Annotated in this window: 14 protein-coding genes and 1 pseudogene; 11 read left to right on the forward strand and 4 right to left on the reverse strand. The window is 75.2% G+C overall.

Going from position 1 to position 18,055, the window contains the following annotated elements; all coding sequences use genetic code 11:
• Window positions 1-40: 40 nt before the first annotated feature.
• Both ACZ6EJ_RS04300 and ACZ6EJ_RS04305 read left to right on the forward strand, forming a co-directional pair.
• Complete coding sequence (locus ACZ6EJ_RS04300) at window positions 41-1,315, forward strand: MAB_1171c family putative transporter (RefSeq protein ID WP_469264469.1); 1,275 nt, start codon at window positions 41-43, stop codon at window positions 1,313-1,315.
• Window positions 1,316-1,413: 98 nt separating this feature from the next.
• The gene (locus tag ACZ6EJ_RS04305; RefSeq protein ID WP_469264519.1) at window positions 1,414-1,917 is read left to right on the forward strand and encodes a hypothetical protein; all 504 of its coding nucleotides are present in this window, start codon (window positions 1,414-1,416) and stop codon (window positions 1,915-1,917) included.
• 37 nt (window positions 1,918-1,954) lie between these two features.
• On the opposite strand, the gene ACZ6EJ_RS04310 is transcribed toward ACZ6EJ_RS04305, so the two are convergent.
• The gene (locus ACZ6EJ_RS04310) at window positions 1,955-3,457 is read right to left on the reverse strand and encodes a ParB/Srx family N-terminal domain-containing protein (RefSeq protein WP_469264470.1); all 1,503 of its coding nucleotides are present in this window, start codon (window positions 3,455-3,457) and stop codon (window positions 1,955-1,957) included.
• A gap of 207 nt (window positions 3,458-3,664) precedes the next feature.
• On the opposite strand from ACZ6EJ_RS04310, the gene ACZ6EJ_RS04315 reads away from it, so the two are divergent.
• Window positions 3,665-3,901 carry a hypothetical protein gene (locus ACZ6EJ_RS04315; protein ID WP_469264472.1) on the forward strand — a complete coding sequence of 79 codons (237 nt, stop codon included), beginning with the start codon at window positions 3,665-3,667 and terminating at the stop codon, window positions 3,899-3,901.
• A 78-nt stretch (window positions 3,902-3,979) separates the two neighbouring features.
• Complete coding sequence (locus ACZ6EJ_RS04320) at window positions 3,980-4,831, forward strand: GNAT family N-acetyltransferase (protein WP_469264473.1); 852 nt, start codon at window positions 3,980-3,982, stop codon at window positions 4,829-4,831.
• Window positions 4,832-4,859: 28 nt separating this feature from the next.
• Here ACZ6EJ_RS04320 and ACZ6EJ_RS04325 read toward each other — a convergent pair whose 3' ends face one another.
• A complete protein-coding gene (locus ACZ6EJ_RS04325; RefSeq protein ID WP_469264520.1) occupies window positions 4,860-6,548 on the reverse strand; it encodes a PP2C family protein-serine/threonine phosphatase in 1,689 nt (562 codons plus the stop codon).
• A gap of 275 nt (window positions 6,549-6,823) precedes the next feature.
• On the opposite strand from ACZ6EJ_RS04325, the gene ACZ6EJ_RS04330 reads away from it, so the two are divergent.
• The 5 genes and pseudogenes from ACZ6EJ_RS04330 to ACZ6EJ_RS04350 all read left to right on the forward strand — a co-directional run bounded on the left by ACZ6EJ_RS04330 (window position 6,824) and on the right by ACZ6EJ_RS04350 (window position 11,469).
• A complete protein-coding gene (locus tag ACZ6EJ_RS04330; protein WP_469264475.1) occupies window positions 6,824-7,333 on the forward strand; it encodes a hypothetical protein in 510 nt (169 codons plus the stop codon).
• 115 nt (window positions 7,334-7,448) lie between these two features.
• Window positions 7,449-8,894: a flotillin family protein gene (locus ACZ6EJ_RS04335; RefSeq protein ID WP_469264477.1), complete on the forward strand. Its 1,446-nt coding sequence runs from the start codon at window positions 7,449-7,451 to the stop codon at window positions 8,892-8,894.
• Window positions 8,895-9,099: 205 nt separating this feature from the next.
• Complete coding sequence (locus tag ACZ6EJ_RS04340) at window positions 9,100-9,570, forward strand: cation:proton antiporter regulatory subunit (protein WP_469264479.1); 471 nt, start codon at window positions 9,100-9,102, stop codon at window positions 9,568-9,570.
• 2 nt (window positions 9,571-9,572) lie between these two features.
• Window positions 9,573-10,832, forward strand: a complete 1,260-nt coding sequence (locus ACZ6EJ_RS04345; protein ID WP_469264481.1) for a cation:proton antiporter — start codon at window positions 9,573-9,575, stop codon at window positions 10,830-10,832.
• A 189-nt stretch (window positions 10,833-11,021) separates the two neighbouring features.
• Window positions 11,022-11,469 (forward strand): annotated as a pseudogene (locus tag ACZ6EJ_RS04350) (tellurite resistance TerB family protein).
• A 375-nt stretch (window positions 11,470-11,844) separates the two neighbouring features.
• Here the strand turns inward: ACZ6EJ_RS04350 and ACZ6EJ_RS04355 are convergent.
• Complete coding sequence (locus ACZ6EJ_RS04355; protein WP_469264483.1) at window positions 11,845-12,918, reverse strand: PucR family transcriptional regulator; 1,074 nt, start codon at window positions 12,916-12,918, stop codon at window positions 11,845-11,847.
• Window positions 12,919-13,334: 416 nt separating this feature from the next.
• Here ACZ6EJ_RS04355 and ACZ6EJ_RS04360 point away from each other — a divergent pair, with 416 nt between their 5' ends.
• Both ACZ6EJ_RS04360 and ACZ6EJ_RS04365 read left to right on the forward strand, forming a co-directional pair.
• Window positions 13,335-14,060: a hypothetical protein gene (locus tag ACZ6EJ_RS04360; RefSeq protein WP_469264484.1), complete on the forward strand. Its 726-nt coding sequence runs from the start codon at window positions 13,335-13,337 to the stop codon at window positions 14,058-14,060.
• Window positions 14,061-14,090: 30 nt separating this feature from the next.
• A complete protein-coding gene (locus tag ACZ6EJ_RS04365) occupies window positions 14,091-16,103 on the forward strand; it encodes an NAD-binding protein (protein WP_469264486.1) in 2,013 nt (670 codons plus the stop codon).
• A 629-nt stretch (window positions 16,104-16,732) separates the two neighbouring features.
• Here ACZ6EJ_RS04365 and trpS read toward each other — a convergent pair.
• Window positions 16,733-17,794: a tryptophan--tRNA ligase gene (gene trpS / locus ACZ6EJ_RS04370; protein ID WP_469264488.1), complete on the reverse strand. Its 1,062-nt coding sequence runs from the start codon at window positions 17,792-17,794 to the stop codon at window positions 16,733-16,735.
• Between the last annotated feature and the right edge of the window lie 261 nt (window positions 17,795-18,055).

Here is an 18,055-nt window from a genome sequence, read left to right on the forward strand (position 1 = left end):
CCCGCGCTCCCCCGCCCCGACCCCGAGGACGAACGCCCCCGTGACCTCTCTCGACCTCGCCGGCTACCTGACGGCCGGCCTGATGACGGCCGTCGCCCTGTGGCGGATGCCCGCCGCCCTGTGGGGCGACGAGGAGGACCGCCGGCGCAGAGCCCTGTGGGGCTGCTACGCCGGGTTCGCCGTCGCCCTGTGGACGAAGACCCACGCGGTGCGCACCGCCCTCAACAACAGCGCCGTGACCGACCTGGCCGTGCTCATCAAGCACTACACCGCCACCGTCGCGATCCTCGCCATCCTCAGCTACATCGTGGCCGTCTACGGCAGCTACCCCGAGGAGGGCGCGGTCCCCCGCCACGTGCGCTTCGCCCGGCTCGTCCAGCAGGTGGCGGCCAGGGCGTCCGCCGCCACGCTGGTCCTGCTCACCGTCCTCTTCTTCACCGTGGTGGACCGCTCCGAGCCCTCGGACCGCTTCGTCTCCGACCACGCCGGGGAGTGGGGCGCGACGCTCTACATGAGCGTGTTCTACCTCTACCTCGGCGCCGCGTCGGCCGTGTGCGCCTTCCAGTGGGCGCTGGCCACCGCCGACGCCCGGCGGCGCCATCTGCGCGTCGGGCTCGCCATGATGACGTGCGCGATGTTCATCGGCGTCGGCTACACCGCCAGCCGCACGCTGTTCCTCTGGGTCAGCGTGGCCGACCGGCCGAGCGAGGCGTTCGCCCTCCGGTTCGACCGGGCCACCGAAGCCGCCCAGGTGGTGCTGTTCGTCCTCTTCGCCCTCGGCGCGTCCCTCCCCGCCCTCGCGGCCGGCGCGCGCCGGGCCCGGCTGTGGCGGGCCCAGGTCCGGCTGCACGCCCTCTGGCACGAGCTGATGACCGCCTTCCCCGACCAGCCGTTCGACCCGCCCGCCTCGCTGGGCCGGGAGCTGACCCGGTTCAACGTCCCGGCCGACCTGCGGGTCGACCGCTGGGCCGCCGACATCGCGGACGCGGTCGAGAGGCTGCGCCACTACGTGCCGGACGGGCTGCTGGCCGCCGCCGGGCGGGCCGCCGCCCGCGACACCGCCGACCCGCGCCGGGCGGCGGCCCTCACCGACGCCTACTGGGTGCGGGCCGCCCTGCTCGCCCTGGACTCCGGCGCGCCCGCCGGGGCGGCCGCGACCGTAGCCGCCCAGCACGCCGCCGACCAGGACGGCGAGGTGGCCCGGCTGGTCCGGATCGCCGCCGCCTACCGCACCGTCGGCGAGGAGCGCGCCCGCGCGGTCCTCGCCGAGGCGACCTCCCCCCGCACCCCCCGCACCACGGAGCCGACCGCGTGAACCGGACCACCGCGCAACCCGCCGCCCCCGCCCGCACGCGGTCCGCCGCACGCACCGTCACCGACGTCCTCCAGCCCCGCAACGTCCTGCTGGCGGGCATGGTCGGCATCGGCCTGGCGGCGGCGGGCGACGGGACCGGGCTGCTCTGGGGGCTCCTCGGGGCGCTCTGCGCCGGGCTGGTCCCGGCGGGCTACATCGAGTGGGAGCGGGGGCGCGGCGCCTGGGGCGACCGGCACGTGGTGGACCGCACCAAGCGCGCGCCGATCTTCTTCGTGATCCTCGGCTCGATCGGCGTCGGGTCGGCGGTGATGGTGGCGGGCGGCGCGCCCACCGGCATCCTCGTCGCGATGCTCGCGCTGTGGGTGATGACGGTCGGCCTGCTGGCCGTCAACACGGTGTGGAAGATCTCCGTCGACTCGGCGGTGGCCTCGGCGGCCGTCGCCCTCCTCGCCGTCGTGCACACGCCCTGGTGGCTCGCGGCGTACCCCCTGACGGCGGCCGTCTGCTGGTCGCGCGTGGCCCTCGGCTACCACACCGTCGCCCAGACGGTGGCGGGCGCGGGGCTGGGGGCGGCCACCGCGGTGGCGTACGCCTTCGTCTGACCCGGCCCTCAGCGCCCCCGGCGGGGGGCGCGCGGACTCACAGCGCGGCGCACTGGCCCGTACGCGGGCCGCCCCCCTCGTTGGCCCGGCCCGTGCCGTCCGGGGCCGGGAGGTTGCCGGAGCACGCCAGGGGGCCGGTGATCGTGTTCCCGGCGAGCAGCACGCCTCCGGTGTTGCCGGTGAGGTGGACGGGGCCGGTGATCGAGTCGGCGGTGCAGCCCGGACCGCCGATCCGTACCATCCCGGTGCTACGGCTGACGGAGACCGGGCCGGTGACGCGGGAGCCGCAGACGTGGACCGCCGCCGCGCGGTCGGCCCGCAGCGGGCCCTCCAGCGTGGAGCCGGTGATCACGACGGCCGCCCCGGCGCGGACGGTGACCGGGCCGCGCTGGTCGGCGCGGTCGAGGCAGGCGACGCCGGAGGCGACGGTCAGCGGCCCGGTGCGCGGCCCGGTGATCCGCGTGGTGCAGGCGGGCGCGGCCGGGACGCCGGCCTTGTAGTGCAGCGCCTCGGCGAGCTTGCCGGGCTTGGCGTCGCTCAGCGGCCTGCCGAGCTTGGCGAACTCCCCGGCGGTGCGCTTCTTGCCGCCGTTCCACTGGGCGATGCGGCCCAGTTGCGCGGCGGTCTTCCCGTCGTCGACGACCGCGTCCGGGGCGAGCGCGGCCATGGAGCGCGAGGCGCGCTCGACCAGGTCGAGGTACGGGCCGGGCGCGGTCAGGTCCTCCCGGGCGAGGTCGTGCTCGCCGCGCAGCCACGCGCCCCAGGAGAACTCCAGGAACTCGGTGGCCGCCGCCGGGACCTCGTAGCCGATGTCGCGGGTGAAGTAGACGAGGCTGCGGTAGGGGTCGTCGCGGAAGTGGGTGATCCCGAGCCGGTCGGGAAGCCGGTCCGGGGTGAGGGGCCGGTTGTGCTCGTCGCGCAGCCAGACCTTCTTCTCGGCGGCCATCCGCCGCCAGAATTCCGCGGTGGACAGCGAGCTGAGGTTGTCGGTGACCCGCAGCCGCACCGGCAGCCGGGGACTGCCGTCGGGGCCCTCCAGGAACGACGTGAGCGTGTGGTGCCCGTCGGTGAGGTACAGCTTCCCGCCCGGCCCGACGACGGCCGTCTTCATCGGGGCGATCGACTCCGGGGTCTCCCGGCCGAGGGGCACGGTGCAGGTGAAGCTCGCCGGGTCGTCCAGCCGCGCGCCGGGGGGCGCCGACGCCGCCTCCCCCTGGCCGTTGGTCTCGCACCAGTCGTCGAAGCGCTTGTTGACGCCGCCCGCGGCCTCGTCGCGGGTGCTGCCGTAGCGCCCCAGCTTGTAGAAGACCTGGTCGAAGCCGAGGACGGCCTGGGTGGGGTGCAGTTCGCCCAGGGTGGCACCGATCAGGTCCCCCGGCCGCGCGCAGGCGTACGACGACGGCTCGCCCTCGGCGCACACGGCCCCGGTGCGCGGCTGGGCCGCGCCCGTCCCCGCGCCGGTGGCGACCGTGCCCGCGGCCACCATCCCCGCCAGCAGCAGGGCCCCGCGGCGGGGCAGGCCGGCAGTCGATCCGTTCATGGCACGTCTCCTCCGCACGGCCGCGGCGGCCGCTCTTCCTCCGGGGACCCTCGCAAGGCGCGGCGACGCGCGCGCGGACGGGGCGTGAACACATGATGACGCCACCCCGCCGCGCCGGGGCCCGTCCGTTTGCGGGCGCGGCGGAGAGCCGGTTACGTGGGACACGCGACGGGCCCGACCGCTGTCCCGCATCTGGAGGTACCCGCGATGGCGAAGAACCGGTCCACGCCCCTCAAGGGGACGCGCGGCGGCAAGGTGGGGCTCGTGCTGAGCCTGGGCAGCGGCGCGCTGGCGGTGGCCAGGGCGGCCAAGCGGTTCCGCCGGGCCAAGGGCGCGCACGGCGGGCGGAGCACCGCCGACACGGTGTCCGGGATGCTGCCGCTGGTCACCTCGGCCGCCGTCGTCCTGCGGCGGTTGCGCGAGCGGCGCCGGCACGGGGCCTGAGCCCGGCCCGGTGCGGCGGTGGGAGGCGAACCGGCGGGGCGCGGCCTGAACCGGCCCCGCGGTGGGTACGTCCGTACCGTGCCGAAACACTTCGAGATCACCTCGGCCCGCGCCGAGGACATCGTCACGCTGGGCGCGTGGGCCCACGAGGAGAGCTGGAATCCCGGTGGGGGCGACGGCGGGCTGTTCTACGCCGCCGACCCGCGCGGCTTCCTGTTCGGGCGGCTGGACGGCGAGCCGGTCACCTCCCTGTCCGTCGTCCGCTACGGCGACGACTACGGCTTCCTGGGCTTCTACCTCACCCGCCCCCACCTGCGCGGGCAGGGGTACGGGCTGCGCACCTGGCAGGCCGGGACGGCCCGGCTCGCCGGGCGCACGGTGGGCCTGGACGGGGTGCCCGCCCAACAGGACAACTACCGCAGGTCCGGCTTCCGCACCTGCTGGGGCAACGCGCGGTACGAGGGGACGCCGCCGCCCGGCCTCGCCCCGCCGCCGGGCACCGACCTGGTGGACGCCCGCAGCGTGCCGTTCGACCTGCTCGCCGCCTACGACCGCCGGTTCTTCCCGGCCGCGCGCGACGGCTTCCTGGCGTCGTGGACCTCGGCCCCGCACCACACGGCCCTCGCCGCCGTCCGCGACGGCGAGGTCCACGGGCTCGCGGTGCTCCGGCCGTGCCGCGCCGCCTCCCGCATCGGCCCCCTGTACGCCGCGTCCCCCGGCGTGGCGGCGGCACTGGTCAGCGCGGTCGCGGCCACCGCCCCGGACACGCCCGTGGCGCTCGACGTGCCCGACGCCAACCCGGCGGCGGTCCGGCTCGCCGAGGAGCTGGGGCTGGCCCCCTCGTTCGACACCGCCCGGATGTACGCGGGCCCGGAACCGGAGATCGACCGGAGCGGCCTGTACGGCATCACCACCCTCGAACTGGGCTGACGGCGGGGCGTGCGGGCGGCCTCGGGTCTCACCCCAAGGGCGGCCGCAGCACCGGCGGGCCCTCGCGGATGCGGGACGCCAGGACGGCGATGTCGTCCTCGGCGTCCTGGCCGAACCGGTCGAGGACCTCGTCCAGCAGGTCGTCCAGCCGTCCGCTGCTCGGCAGGGTCAGCGAGGACAGCCGCCCCACCGACACGTCGATGTCCTCGCCCCGGCGCTCCACCAGGCCGTCGGTGTACATGAACAGCACCGTCCCCGGACCGCAGGACACCGACGCGGTCCGGTAGCCGCCGAAGCCCGTGCCGAGCGGCGGCCCCACCGGCAGCCGGGCGATCCGGGCCCCGGCCTTCCCCGGATCGATGAACACCGGGGGCAGGTGGCCCGCGCTGGCCAACTGGCACCTCCCGCCGAACCGGTCGACGACGGCGAGCAGGCAGGTGGCGGCCCGGTCCATGCCGGACCGCTCCACCATCGCGTCGAGCTGCTCCAGGATGCGGTGCGGGGGCAGGTCCTCGCTCGCCAGCACGCGCAGCAGCGAGCGGTAGTGGCTCATGGCGACGGCCGCCTCCACACCGTGCCCCATCACGTCGCCCATCGCCTTGAGGTGGCGGCCGTCCCGCAGGGGGACGACGTCGAACCAGTCGCCGCCCACCAGGACGCCCCGGTCCGCCGGCCGGTAGCGGGTGGCGACCTCGACGTGGGAGTGGGGGCCGTAGGGCTCGGAGAGCAGGGAGCGCTGGAGTTCGCGGGCGATGCTGTGCTCGTGGTCGTAGCGGCGGGCGTGGTCGAGGTCGACGCCCGCCCGCGCGGCCAGCTCGCGGGCGACGGCCACGTCCTGCTCGGTGAAGGCCGGGGAGCCGGTGGCCCGGACGAGGCTGAGGGCGCCGAGCGGGTGGCCCCGCGCGGTGAGCGGGACGACGAGCGCGTCGCGCAGGCCGAGGGCCTGGTAGGCGGCGATCCGCTCCGCGGTGATGGCGCTCCGGCCGCGGCCGGGCCACTCGTCGAGGATCGGCCGGTTCTCCGCCAGGCAGCGGTTCACCGCGGCGTCGGGGGTGAAGTCGACGTACTCCCCGGCGTGGCCGAACCGCCGCATCCGCTCGTCGAGCACCCCGGTGCCCCGCAGCGCGGCGCGCCTCAGCCGCAGGACGCCGGCGTCGGGGCGGCGCACCGGGCTCCCCACCTCGGACGGGAAGATGTCGACGATCGCCACGTCGGCGAAGGCGGGCACCACGAACGCGACCAGTTCCCGGCAGGTGGTGTCCATGTCGAGGGTGGTGCCGATCCGGAGCGCGGCCGAGCTGAGCAGGGCCACATGGCCGCGGGCCTGTTCCAGCTCCGCGCGCTGGCGGGCGATGTCGGTGATCTCGACGACGATCGCCAGCAGGCCGCACGCCTGCCCGTTCGCCTCCAGCCGGTGGTAGGTGACCTGCCAGAACCGGGGCTCGTCGCCCGAGAACGCCCAGGTCCGCCCGCTGACCGTCTCCTCGCGGGGGACCCCGTCGGCCAGGGCCCTGTGCAGCGCGGCGACCTGGCCCCGCAGGTCCGGCAGCACCTCGGCGAAGCTCCGGCCCAGGTGGGAGGCGGCGGGCACGCCGTCGAGCCGTTCGAGCGCCGGGTTGACGTAGGTGAAGCGGAGCCGGTGGTCGAGGACGGCGACGCCGATCGGAGCGCCGTCGAACACGGCCGCGACCGTGCGGGTGTCCAGGGTGGACGGCATCCCGTCGTCGCACGCTTCGGCCTGCACGAGTCCGCCTCCCGCCGTCGTCGCCCGGAACCCCCATCGTCGGCCGACACTCCGCGCGCCGCATCCGCAGCGCCGCCGGGCGGTCGCCGGGTCCGGGATCGGGGCGCGCCGCCCGGCTCCACCCGGCAGGGAAGCGGCCCGACGACTGCCGGAATACGGCAGTGACCGGACCACGCCGGGTATGGGACCATCCAGCCAGTTCGACGGAGCGCTTTCGGGGGACGTCGACCATCAGGGGGAGCGATCGCATGACCTTCTTTCTCGGCGCCGGCATCGCGGGGATCGTCCTGCTCGCGCTCTCCCTGGTCTTCGGCGGAATCCTGGAAGGGCTGCTCGACGGTGTGTTCGACGGCCTCTTCGACGGTCTCCTCTCGCTTCCGGTGATCGCCGGGTTCGTCTCGATGCTCGGTTTCGGCGGGGCCCTCGTGCTCGGCACGACGGGTGCGGGGACGTTCGCGGCCACCGCCGCCGGTGTCGCCGCCGGCCTCGTCGCGGCCTGGCTCACCTGGAGGTTCAGCGCGGCCCTGATGCGGGACCAGACCGACGCGACCCCCCGCGCATCGGACCTCGTCGGCACCTCCGGGTCCGTCGTCACGGCCATTCCCGCCGACGGGTACGGCGAGGTGATGCTGCGGCTGGGCGGTCAGCCCGTCAAGTACGCCGCCAAGTGCGCCACGCCCGTCGCCCGCGGGGGCGAGGTCTGGGTGGAAGCGGCGCTGTCGAGCACCTCGGTCGCCGTCCGCCCGGTCGAACGCTGACCGGCCCGGACCGCCCGGCGGCCACCCGTACGCCCATCACCCCACCGACCCGCGGCACCACCCCGCTCCACGACAATCTGCCGTCCCCCACGGGAGGCAGGGGGGACACCTCACCATGAGTCCAGTAGTCATCGCCGTCATAGGCATCGTCGTACTCCTCGTCCTGCTCGGCCTGGTCGTCATCACGCGCTACAAGGTCGCCGGGCCCAGCGAGGCGTTCATCATCACCGGCCGCCGGGGCAAGAAGTCGACGGACCCGGTCACCGGGCAGATCAGCGTCGACAACAGCGGCCAGAAGGTCGTCGTCGGCGGCGGCGTCTTCGTCGTGCCGTTCGTCCAGCAGAAGTTCACCCTGGACCTCTCCAGCCGCCACATCCCGATCGCCGTGCGCGGCGCGGTGACCCTGCGGGGCGTCAAGTCCAACCTCGAAGGCGTGGCGATCGTCAAGGTCGGCGGCAGCGAGGACGCCATCCGCGCCGCCGCCCAGCGCTTCCTCCAGCAGCAGAACGGCATCGTCGGCTTCACCCAGGAAGTGCTCTCCGGAGCGCTGCGCGCCATCGTCGGCCGGATGTCGGTCGAGGACATCATCCGGGACCGGGCCGCGTTCGCCGGGCAGGTCGCGGAGGAGGCCGAGGCCAGCCTCTCCGGGCAGGGCCTGATCCTGGACGCCTTCCAGATCCAGGACATCACCACCGAGGGCTCCTACCTGGAGGACCTCGGCCGCCCGGAGGCCGCCCGCGCCAAGCAGGAGGCCGACATCGCCGAGGCCATCGCCCGGCGGGCCTCGGAGCAGGCCCGGCTGAAGGCGGCCGAGGAGATCGCCATCGCCGAGCGGACGTACTACCTGAAGCAGGCCGAGATCAAGGCCGAGACGGAGGCCGCGGCCGCCAAGGCCAACGCGGCCGGGCCGCTCGCCGAGGCCGCGCGCCAGCAGGAGGTCCTCCAGGAGCAGGAGAAGGTCGCCGAGCGCCAGGCCGCGCTGACCGACCGCGAGCTGGACACCAAGGTCCGCAAGCCCGCCGACGCCGCCCGCTACCAGGCCGAGCAGGAGGCCGAGGCCCGCCGCATCGCCCAGGTCAAGGAGGCCGAGGCCGACGCGGAGCGCTCGCGCCTGACCGGTCAGGGCGAGAAGCTGCACCGCTCGGCGCTCGCCGACGCGGTCCGCATCGAGGGCGAGGCGGAGGCTGCGGCCATCGCCGCCAAGGGGGCCGCCGAGGCCGACGCCATGCGGAAGAAGGCCGACGCGTTCGCGCGGTACGGCGACGCGGCCGTCCTCCAGATGCTGGTCGAGGTCCTGCCGAGCGTCGTCGCCAAGGCCTCCGAGCCGCTGAGCGCCATCGACAAGCTGACGGTCATCTCCACGGACGGCGCGAGCCAGTTGGCCCGCACGGTCACCGACAACGTGGCGCAGGGGATGGAGCTGCTCAGCTCCACGACGGGCGTGGACGTGGCGGGGCTCCTCCAGAGCCTCAAGGACCGTACGGGCGCCGCGGCGCCGGCCCCCGCCGCCGCCCCGGAGCCGGCCGGCGCGAAGGACAGCCGGATCGAGGTCACGGACTGAGGCGTCGCGCCCTCTCCCGCACGTGCCCGGCGGCGACCCGTCCACCGCCGGGCACGGCCGTGTCCGGGACCCGTTCCCGCTGTTCGGGCCCCCGCACCGCGCCGGTCCGTCCTATCGGCGCATTTCGGCCGCCCGATAAGGTAATGGCCGGATAAAGAGATCGTCACGTGCGCCGCCGCACCGCCGCGCGCTCCGGGAGGAAACCATGGCAACCCGTCGCACGTCACTGCCCGGAGTCGGCGCCCAGTACGACTTCACCACCGAGTCGGGGCAGCACATCTCGGTCGTCGTCCACCACGACGGACGCCGGTTCATCGGGTTCTACGAACAGGACGACCCCGATTCGTGCCGGCTCTCGGTGCCCCTGACGACGGCCGAGGCGACCGCGCTGGCGCACCTCATCGACCCGGCGCCCATCGACGCCGTACGCACCGAGGGCATCGACCTCGTCACCGAGCACATCCCGCTGGGGGCCCGCTCGCCCTACGGCGGGCGGCTGCTGGGGGAGACGCGGGCGCGCACGCGCACCGGGGCGTCCATCGTCGCGGTGCTGCGCACGCACAGCGCGCACCCCTCCCCGGAGCCCGACTTCCGACTGGCCATCGGTGACACCCTCGTCGCCGTCGGCACCCGCGAGGGCGTCGACGCGCTCGCCGACATCATTGCGGAGGGCTGACCGTGCACGACACGACCGCGCTACTGGTGGAGCTGGGCTCCATCATCCTCGGGCTGGGGCTCATCGGCCGCCTCGCCGGGCGGGTGGGGCTCTCCCCCATCCCCCTCTACCTGCTCGCCGGGCTGGCGTTCGGGCACGGCGGGCTGCTGCCGCTCGCCGCCAGCGAGGAGTTCACCGCCATCGGGGCGGAGATCGGCGTCATCCTGCTGCTGCTCCTGCTGGGACTGGAGTACAGCGCGTCCGAACTCGTCACCAGCCTCAAGACGCAGTACCCCTCCGGGGCCGTCGACTTCGTCCTGAACGCCACCCCCGGCGCGGTCGCCGCCCTGCTGCTCGGCTGGGGCCCCGTCGGTGCCGTCGCGCTCGCCGGCGTCACCTGGATCTCCTCGTCCGGCGTCATCGCCAAGGTGATGACCGACCTGGGCCGGCTCGGCAACCGGGAGACCCCCGTCATCCTCGGCGTCCTCGTCATGGAGGACCTGGCGATGGCGGTCTACCTGCCGCTGCTCACCGCCATGCTCGCCGGGGTCGGCCTGGCCGGCGGCAGCTTCACCCTGCTCATCGCGCTCGGCACCGTCGGCTTCGTCCTCTACCTGGCGCTGCGCCACGGCCGCCTCATCAGCCGCGCGGTCTCCTCCGACAACCCGGAGATGCTGCTCCTGGTCGTCCTCGGCCTCACGCTGCTGGTCGCCGGGGTGGCGCAGGAGCTCCAGGTCTCCGCCGCCGTCGGCGCGTTCCTCGTCGGCATCGCGCTCTCCGGCGAGGTCGCCGAGGGCGCGCGCAAGCTGCTGACCCCGCTGCGCGACCTGTTCGCCGCCGTGTTCTTCGTCTTCTTCGGGCTCTCCACCGCCCCGGCCGACATCCCGCCGGTCCTGGCGCCCGCGCTGCTGCTGGCCGTCGCCACCACGTTCACCAAGATCCTCACCGGCTGGTACGCGGCCCGGCGCGCCGGGATAGGCCCGCGCGGCCGGTGGCGTGCGGGCGGGACCCTCGTGGCGCGCGGCGAGTTCTCCATCGTCATCGCGGGTCTGGCCGTGGCCAGCGAACCGCGCATCGGGCCTCTGGCCACGGCGTACGTCCTGATCCTGGTCATCGCCGGACCGCTCACCGCCCGGTGGACGCAGCCGATCGCGTCCAGGATCGAGAGCCGCTTCGGCGGCGGCGCGGGCGCGGCGAAGGGGCCCGCCGCGCAGGCCCCCGGCGCCGTGCTGCCGGGCCACGACGCCCGTACGCCGGAACCCGCGGGCGAGACGCGCGAGTAGCCCCGCGCCTTCCCCCTCCCGGCATCCTCGTGACGGCCGGTCGGACCGCCCCGCCGGGGCGCGCCCGACCGGCCGTCGTGTTCCCACGACCGGGCCGCCCGTGCGGGGACCCGCCCCCGTGCGGCGCAGTTCTACACGTCTGTAGAGTTGTCTCCATCACGGCACTGCACCGCAATGTATGGAGATGTCATGGCTCTGTGGGATCGGATCAAGGAATCCGCGTCGTCGATGCAGACGCAGTTGGAGGCGAAGAAGAACGACCTGAGGTCGGGAGCCTTCCGGGACGCGAGCATGGCCATGTGCGCCCTGGTCGCCGCCGCCGACGGCACCATCGACCCGGCCGAGCGCCGGCGCGCTCATCACGAGCAACGACGTCCTGCGCAACTTCCCCGCCGACGACCTCCAGCGGCGGTTCGACGGTTACGTCGACAAGCTCACCGCCGACTTCGACTTCGGCAAGGTCAGCGTGGTCCAGGAGATCGCCAAGGCGAAGAAGAAGCCCGTCGAGGCGCGTGCCGTGATCCAGATCGGCATCGTCATCGGCGGCGCGGACGGCGACTTCGACCCCGCGGAGCGGGCCGTCGTGCGGGAGGCGTGCTTCGCGCTCGACCTGCCGCCGCACGAGTTCGACCTCTGATCCTGCCCCGCCGGGGGCCCGGCCCGAGCCGGGGCCCCTCCCCCGGACCGCCGGTGCGGCGCGGCGGACCGTTCGACCATCGGTCCGCGCCCCGCCGGCGAGGCCGGGGATGCTCCGCCCCTGGGCATCCCCGGCCGCCCTTCCGTACGCGGTTCCCGGCCGCCTCCTGCGCGCGCGGCGGGGGCTCTTCGCGTAGGCCGGTCCTCGGCCGCTTCCAGACGCGTCGGCGCGGGCGGGAGCGTGTCGGCGCGGGCGGGAACGCGTCGGCGCGGGCGGGAACGCGACGGCGCGGGTGGGAACGCGTCGGCGCGGGCGGGAACGCGACGGCGCAGGCAGAGGCGTCGGCGCGGGCGGGAGCGCGTCGGCGCGGGTCGGTCAGATCTCCTTCGCCGGCCAGTCCAGCAGCCGGGCCCCGATGACCGCCGTCTGCAAGGTGTAGCGGTGCATCGGGTCCGCCGGGTCGGACCCGGTCAACTGGCGGATGCGCTCCAGCCGGTACGTCAGCGCCCGCACGCTCAGCGCGAGGCGGCGGGCCGTCTCGGCGGCCACGCAGCCCGCGTCGAAGTAGACCGCCAGGGTGTTCAGCAGCGGCTCGGCGCCGCCCCTCGCCTGCTGGAGCGGGCCCAACTCGCTGCGGACCAGGTCGGCCATCGCCTGCCGGTCGCGGGTGAGCACCGGGTAGACCAGGAGGTCCCCGGCGTGCAGCACGGGGTCCTCCATCTCCAACCGGTCCGCCAGGTCGAGGGCTTCCAGCGCTTCGTCGTACGAGTGGACCACCCCGCCGGGGCCCTTGTGCGGGCGGCCGATCGCGACCCGGCCCCCGTCCGTCGCCGCGTGCGCCTGCTTGGCGAAGTAGCGCAGGACGTCGGGTTGGCTGCCCGGCGCGATGCAGACGATCCGGCCGTCCTTCGTCGTCAGCAGGATCTTGCGGCCGCTGAACCGCGCCAGCAGGGACGCCTCCACCCGGCGCGGCACCGCGTCGGTCTCCGTGTACGCCTCCGGTCCCGAGGCCACCGCGACCGCGTGCGCCCGCGAGAGCCGCAGCCCGAAGCGGGTGGCTCGCTCCGCGAGCCGGGCCAGGTTGCTGCGGCCGTAGAGCAGGTCGTCGATGAACTCGCGGCGCGCCGCCTCCTCACGCCGGACGGTGAGCCGCTGTGCCCCCTCGAAACCCTCGGCGAACGCGTCGACCGCCTGCTCCACCGCCGCCAGCACGGCGTCCGCCACGGCGGGGGAGCCCGCGGCCGCGGTGTGCGGCCACGCCTTCCGCGTCTGCGCCAGATGCATCGTCACCAGCGCCCGCAACTGGTGGCCCGCGTCCGCCGCCTCCCGGCCCAGCGCCCGGCGCTCCTCCAGCTCGTCGCGGGTCAGCCGACGTCCTGTGGCCGCCACTTCGCCCAGAACGCGGGCGTAGTCGCCCAGCATCTCCTCGGAGATCTCCGGCTCGGCCACCCGTACCCCCTCACCCCGCACCCGTCATGACATTCTCCCCACGCCGCCGGCGGTGCCGGTACCCGGCATGGGCCGCCCCCGAAGTCTGCCGGAATCCGGCAATGCCGTACGCCGTCCCGGATGGCAGGATCAGGCAGGCGACACCACGGGGGAACACGGGGGAAGTCACGGGGGGAGTACGGGGGAAGCACGGGGAACCGGGGGCGGGGGCCCTCTCGAAACGTCGCCAGGACGCGCGGGGACGCGTCCCACGGCGAGGCGTCGGGGCCCCGTGCGTGCGCCCCGGCCGCTGCCGCACGGTTTCACGAGCCGCGGCGGCGGCCCCCGTCGCCCCGACGCCTCGCCCGCCGCACCCCGTACCGGACACGGACGCGCCACCGCGAGGCAGGCGCGCAGAACCGCAGGGGGCGGAAGCGATGGGCGAGTTCGTGCACGCGGCATTCGGGTTCCCCGCCGTCCTCCTGGGCGGCGCCCTGGTGGTCGTCGTCTGCTTCTGGCTGCTCGTGCTCGTCGGCGCCGTCGGCCACGACGCCTTCGACGCGGACCTCGACACCGGCCCGGTCGGCCTCGGCGGCCTACCGGTCTCCGTCTCGGTCTCCCTGCTGATCGTCCTCACCTGGCTCGGCAGCCTCGCCGGAACGGTCCTGCTCCACCGCGGCCACGTCGACAGCGCCGGCCACGCGGTGCTCGCGGTGGCCGTGCTGGTCGGATCGGCGGTCCTCGCCTGGGCGGTGGTACGCCTCCTCGCCGCCCGCCTCCGCCGCCCCGAAGCCACCCACCGCCCCGCCCGCACCGGGAGTCCGGCGACCACGGGCGTGCGACGCGTCCCCGCTCCTCCACCGGCGACGGCGAAGATCACAACCGATTCACATCGAACTGATGGACTGGCGGGCTGGTGTACTGATGGACTGGCCACCCGACGAGCCGCGGACGACGGCCGCGGACTGACGGACCGACAGCCCGCCGGCCCAAGGTCCGGCACCACCAGGCCGGTTGGACGGCAGAGCGATGGGCCACGGACCGTGGGCCACGGAACGCTGGGCCAGGGACCGATGGGCCACGGACCGATGGGCCGACCCGCGAGCAGCCGACCGGGGCGGTCGACCGGACGAGCCACCGGGGCCGTTGATCGGCACGAATGATCGGCACGAACGAGCCGGAAGGAGTACGGCATGTTGGGCTTCGTGCCTCCGACCCCTCAGCCCACCCGCCCCTCGTCGTCCTCGGGCCACATGCTCGTCTGCGGTGACGACACCCTGGCCCGCCGACTCGCCGTGGAACTGCGGTACGTCTACGGCGAGCGGGTCACCCTGCTCCTCCCACCGGGCCGCGACGCCGGCGGCGCCGAGACGCCGTTGACCCAACGGGGGCGGGCCGCCGCCCTGTTCGGCCGGATGTCGGCGGCCATGAGCCGCGCGGGTTACAGCGCCGGGGGCGCCGTAGCGGCGGGGCCCGGCAGCGACGACACCAACGCCGGGGTCGAGGCCGTCCGCATCATGGAGGCGTTCGAGCCCTCCGACGACGTCCTGGAGGAGGCGGGCGTCGAGCGGGCGGCCGCCCTCGCCCTCGTCTACGACGACGACGAGCGCAACATCCGCGCCGCCCTGACCGCCCGCCGCCTCAACCCCCGCCTGCGGCTGGTCATCCGGCTCTACAACCGCAAGCTCGGCCAGCACCTGGAGGCCCTGCTCGACCAGGCCGCGGCCGTCGCCATGCCCGGCATCGATCCGACGCTGCTCGACGCCTCCACCACCGTCCTGTCCGACGCCGACACCGCCGCCCCGGCGCTCGCCGCCACCGCCCTGACCGGCAGCAGCAAGGTCGTCCAGGCCGAGGGCCTGCTCCTGCGGGCCGCCGAACGCCCCCCGCCCGGCCCCGGCGAGACGGCCGACCCCGGTCTGTGCACCCTCGCCCTGCTCTCCTCCACCACCAACGACCCGGCGGGGGCGGAGGGTTCGGAGAGCAGTGGTGACGAGGGGCCGCAACTCCTGCCCGACGAGCGCACGATCGCCGCCGCGACCGGCCGGGGCACGGTGGTCCTGGAAACGATCAGCCGCGCGGGACCGGACCGTACGGCGACCCGGATGGGCGGCAGGGGCGCCCCGCTCTCCCAGGTGTTCTCGCGCCGGTTGCGCTGGTCCGCCCTCGGGGTGGCGGCGTCGGTGGTCGCGCTGGCCGTCGCCTCGGTGCTGACCACCGGGGACAGCGCGCTGCGCGCCACCTACCTGACGCTGCTGGACCTGCTGGCGATGGGCGACCCGGCGGAGAAGGGGAAGAACGCCCGGCAGATCATCCAGCTCCTGTCCGGCCTCGCCGGGCTTCTGCTGCTCCCGCTGCTGGTCGCCGCCGTCCTGGAGGCGTTCGGCACCCTGCGCACCGCGTCCTCGCTGCGCCGCCCGCCGCGCGGCCTGTCGGGGCACGTGGTGCTGCTCGGCCTCGGCAAGATCGGTACGCGCGTCCTCGTACGCCTCCGCGAACTGGGCATCCCCGTGGTCGTCGTGGAGGAGGACCCGCAGGCGCGGGGCATCCCGCTGGCCCGCTCCCTGCGCGTGCCGACCGTGATCGGCGACGTCACCCAGGAAGGCGTGCTCGAAGCGGCCAAGGTCCACCGCGCGCACGCCCTCCTCGCGCTGACCAGCATCGACACGACCAACCTGGAAGCGACCCTGTACGCCCGCACGGTCAAACCGGACCTGAGGGTAGCGCTGCGGCTGTACGACGACGAGTTCGCCACCGCCGTCTACCGCACCCTGCGCACCGCCCACCCGCAGGCGCTGACCCGGTCCCGCTCGGTCTCCCACCTCGCCGCCCCCTCCTTCGCGGTCGCCATGATGGGTCGTCAGATCCTGGGCGCGGTGCCGGTCGAGCGCAAGGTCATGCTCTTCGCCGCCCTGGAGGTCGGCGAGCACCCGCAGTTGGAGGACCGCACGGTCGAGGAGGCGTTCGAGGCGGGCTCGTGGCGGGTCCTGGCCATCGACACCACCCCGCCCGACGAGCGCACCCCGGACCTCGCCCTCCCGCCGTACCGCCCGGAGGACGGGACCCGGCAACCGCCCTCCGGGCTGGTGTGGGACCTGCCGCCCGGCTACGTGCTGCGCGCCGAGGACCGCGTCGTGATCGCCGCCACCCGCCGGGGCCTGGCGGAGCTGCTGCGGCGGCAGCGGCCGGCGGCGCCGCGCCCGTGACGCCCGAGGCGGGGAGGGGAGCACGCCGGGCGGGTGGGGTGCTGCTCCCGCCGGGGCGCCCGTGACGCCCGAGGCGGGGCGGGAGACCCCCACCCGCCTGGCGCGGGGCGCTGCTCCCGCCGGGGCGTAGGGAGTCGCCCCTGGACGCCTGTGCGGCAGCACGACCACCGAACGCGGGGGCACGAGGCGGCCCGCCGGGCGGGGCCGCTGAGGCACGCACCCCGGACTACCGGGCGGGCCCGGTGAGGCGGTCGGCCGCGCCGCCGGGGCCCGGTGAGACGGCCCGCGGGGCGGGCCCGGTGAGGCGGTCGGCCGCGCCGCCGGGGCCCGGTGAGACGGCCCGCGGGGCGGGCCCGGTGAGGCGGCCCGCAGGGGCCGATCCGGTGAGGCCGTCGTCTGCGCCGCCGGGAGGGCGGTGAGGCGTGCCCCTACCGCTGGACCGGGCTCGCCCAGCGCTCGTCTGCGCCGCCGGGAGGGGGCCGCCGGGCGCGCCCCTACCGACCCCGACCGCTGGGCCGGGCCCGGCGGCGGGCCCCAGAAGGCGCGCGCCCCCGCTGCCGGACTCGCCGCGCGGCCGTGACGGGCGTGCGCCCTACCGGAAGGTGCCTCGCCGTGACGGGGCGCACGTCCTACCGGAAGGTGCCCATCGCCTCCCGCACCTCCTCCAGCGTCGCTTCCGCGACCGCCGCCGCCCGCTCGTTGCCGGCGCGCAGCACGGACCGTACGTACGCCAGGTCCGCCGCGTACTCCGCCCGGCGGGCGCGCAGCGGCTCCAGACGGCTGTTGACCGCGTCCGTCACGGTCCGCTTGAGGACGGCCGCGCCACCTCCGCCGATCTCCGCCGCGACCTCGTGCGGGTCCCGGTCCAGGCAGAGGGCGGCCAGCAGGACGAGCGAGGAGACGCCGGGCCGGCGGGCGGGGTCGTAGGTGATCTGCCGGTCGGCGTCGGTCGTGGCCCCCCTGATCAGCCGGGCCGTCTCGTCGGCGGTGGCGGAGAGGGGGACGGAGTTGGCGCGGCTCTTGCTCATCTTCGCGCCGTCGGCGCCCAGGAGGAGGGGAACGGCGGAGAGCAGGGCCTCCGGCTCCGGGAAGACGGGGCCGTACCGCTCGTTGAAGCGGCGGGCGACGGTCCGGGTGAGTTCGAGGTGGGGGAGCTGGTCCTGGCCGACCGGGACGACGTCGCCCTTGCAGAAGAGGATGTCGGCGGCCTGGTGCACCGGATAAGTGTACATCAGCCCGCTCACCGCGGTCTGCCGTGAGTGGGTGATCTCGTCCTTGACGGTGGGGTTGCGGCCCAGCTCCGCGACGGAGACGAGGCTCAGGAAGGGCAGCAGGAGCTGGTTGAGCGCGGGGACGGCGCTGTGGTTGAAGACGGTGCTCCGGGCCGGGTCGATGCCGAGGGCCAGGTAGTCCAGGAGGAGCCCTTCGGTGTGTTCCGGCAGCCGATCGGCGGTGTCGCGGTCGGTCAGGACCTGGTAGTCGGCGATCAGGACGAACACGTCGACGCCGAGGTCCTGGAGGCGGACCCGGTTGCGCAGGGTGCCGAAGTAGTGGCCGAGGTGCAGGGGGCCGGTGGGGCGGTCCCCGGTGAGGACCCGGAAGCGGCCGGGGTCCTGGGCGATCCGCTGCTCCAGCTCGGCGCTGCGGCGCTCGGCGGCGGTGGGGGTGGCGGTGGGGACGGGAACGGTCATGGCGGGTGCCTCTCCTCGCGTACGGCGGATGCGTGGAGGACGACCCCGTCCGGGCGGCTGCGGCGCTCGGCGCCCGTATCCGCCCGTACCGCGAGCAGCGGAAAGGGCCGTCCTGTCGAACGGCCCTTGATCCCGTGCAGATGCTGCGGCCGCTCCTAGGAGGAGCGCCACCAGTTCCGGCACGGGACGGAGGTCATGCCGCCACGGTAGCAGCGGGGGGAACGGCGCGGGAGACGGTGGCGCGCGGGTGGCCGGCGGGGG

Source organism: Streptomyces sp. NPDC041970, assembly GCF_055588985.1.

Bases quoted from the DNA above. Each gene is read 5' to 3' on its own strand.
- ACZ6EJ_RS04305 (WP_469264519.1), top strand. From the start codon at position 1,414: ATGGTCGGCATCGGCCTGGCGGCGGCGGGCGACGGGACCGGGCTGCTC.
- ACZ6EJ_RS04310 (WP_469264470.1), bottom strand. From the start codon at position 3,457: ATGAACGGATCGACTGCCGGCCTGCCCCGCCGCGGGGCCCTGCTGCTG.
- ACZ6EJ_RS04315 (WP_469264472.1), top strand. From the start codon at position 3,665: ATGGCGAAGAACCGGTCCACGCCCCTCAAGGGGACGCGCGGCGGCAAG.
- ACZ6EJ_RS04325 (WP_469264520.1), bottom strand. From the start codon at position 6,548: ATGCCGTCCACCCTGGACACCCGCACGGTCGCGGCCGTGTTCGACGGC.
- ACZ6EJ_RS04330 (WP_469264475.1), top strand. From the start codon at position 6,824: ATGACCTTCTTTCTCGGCGCCGGCATCGCGGGGATCGTCCTGCTCGCG.
- ACZ6EJ_RS04335 (WP_469264477.1), top strand. From the start codon at position 7,449: ATGAGTCCAGTAGTCATCGCCGTCATAGGCATCGTCGTACTCCTCGTC.
- ACZ6EJ_RS04340 (WP_469264479.1), top strand. From the start codon at position 9,100: ATGGCAACCCGTCGCACGTCACTGCCCGGAGTCGGCGCCCAGTACGAC.
- ACZ6EJ_RS04360 (WP_469264484.1), top strand. From the start codon at position 13,335: ATGGGCGAGTTCGTGCACGCGGCATTCGGGTTCCCCGCCGTCCTCCTG.
- ACZ6EJ_RS04365 (WP_469264486.1), top strand. From the start codon at position 14,091: ATGTTGGGCTTCGTGCCTCCGACCCCTCAGCCCACCCGCCCCTCGTCG.
- trpS (WP_469264488.1), bottom strand. From the start codon at position 17,794: ATGACCGTTCCCGTCCCCACCGCCACCCCCACCGCCGCCGAGCGCCGC.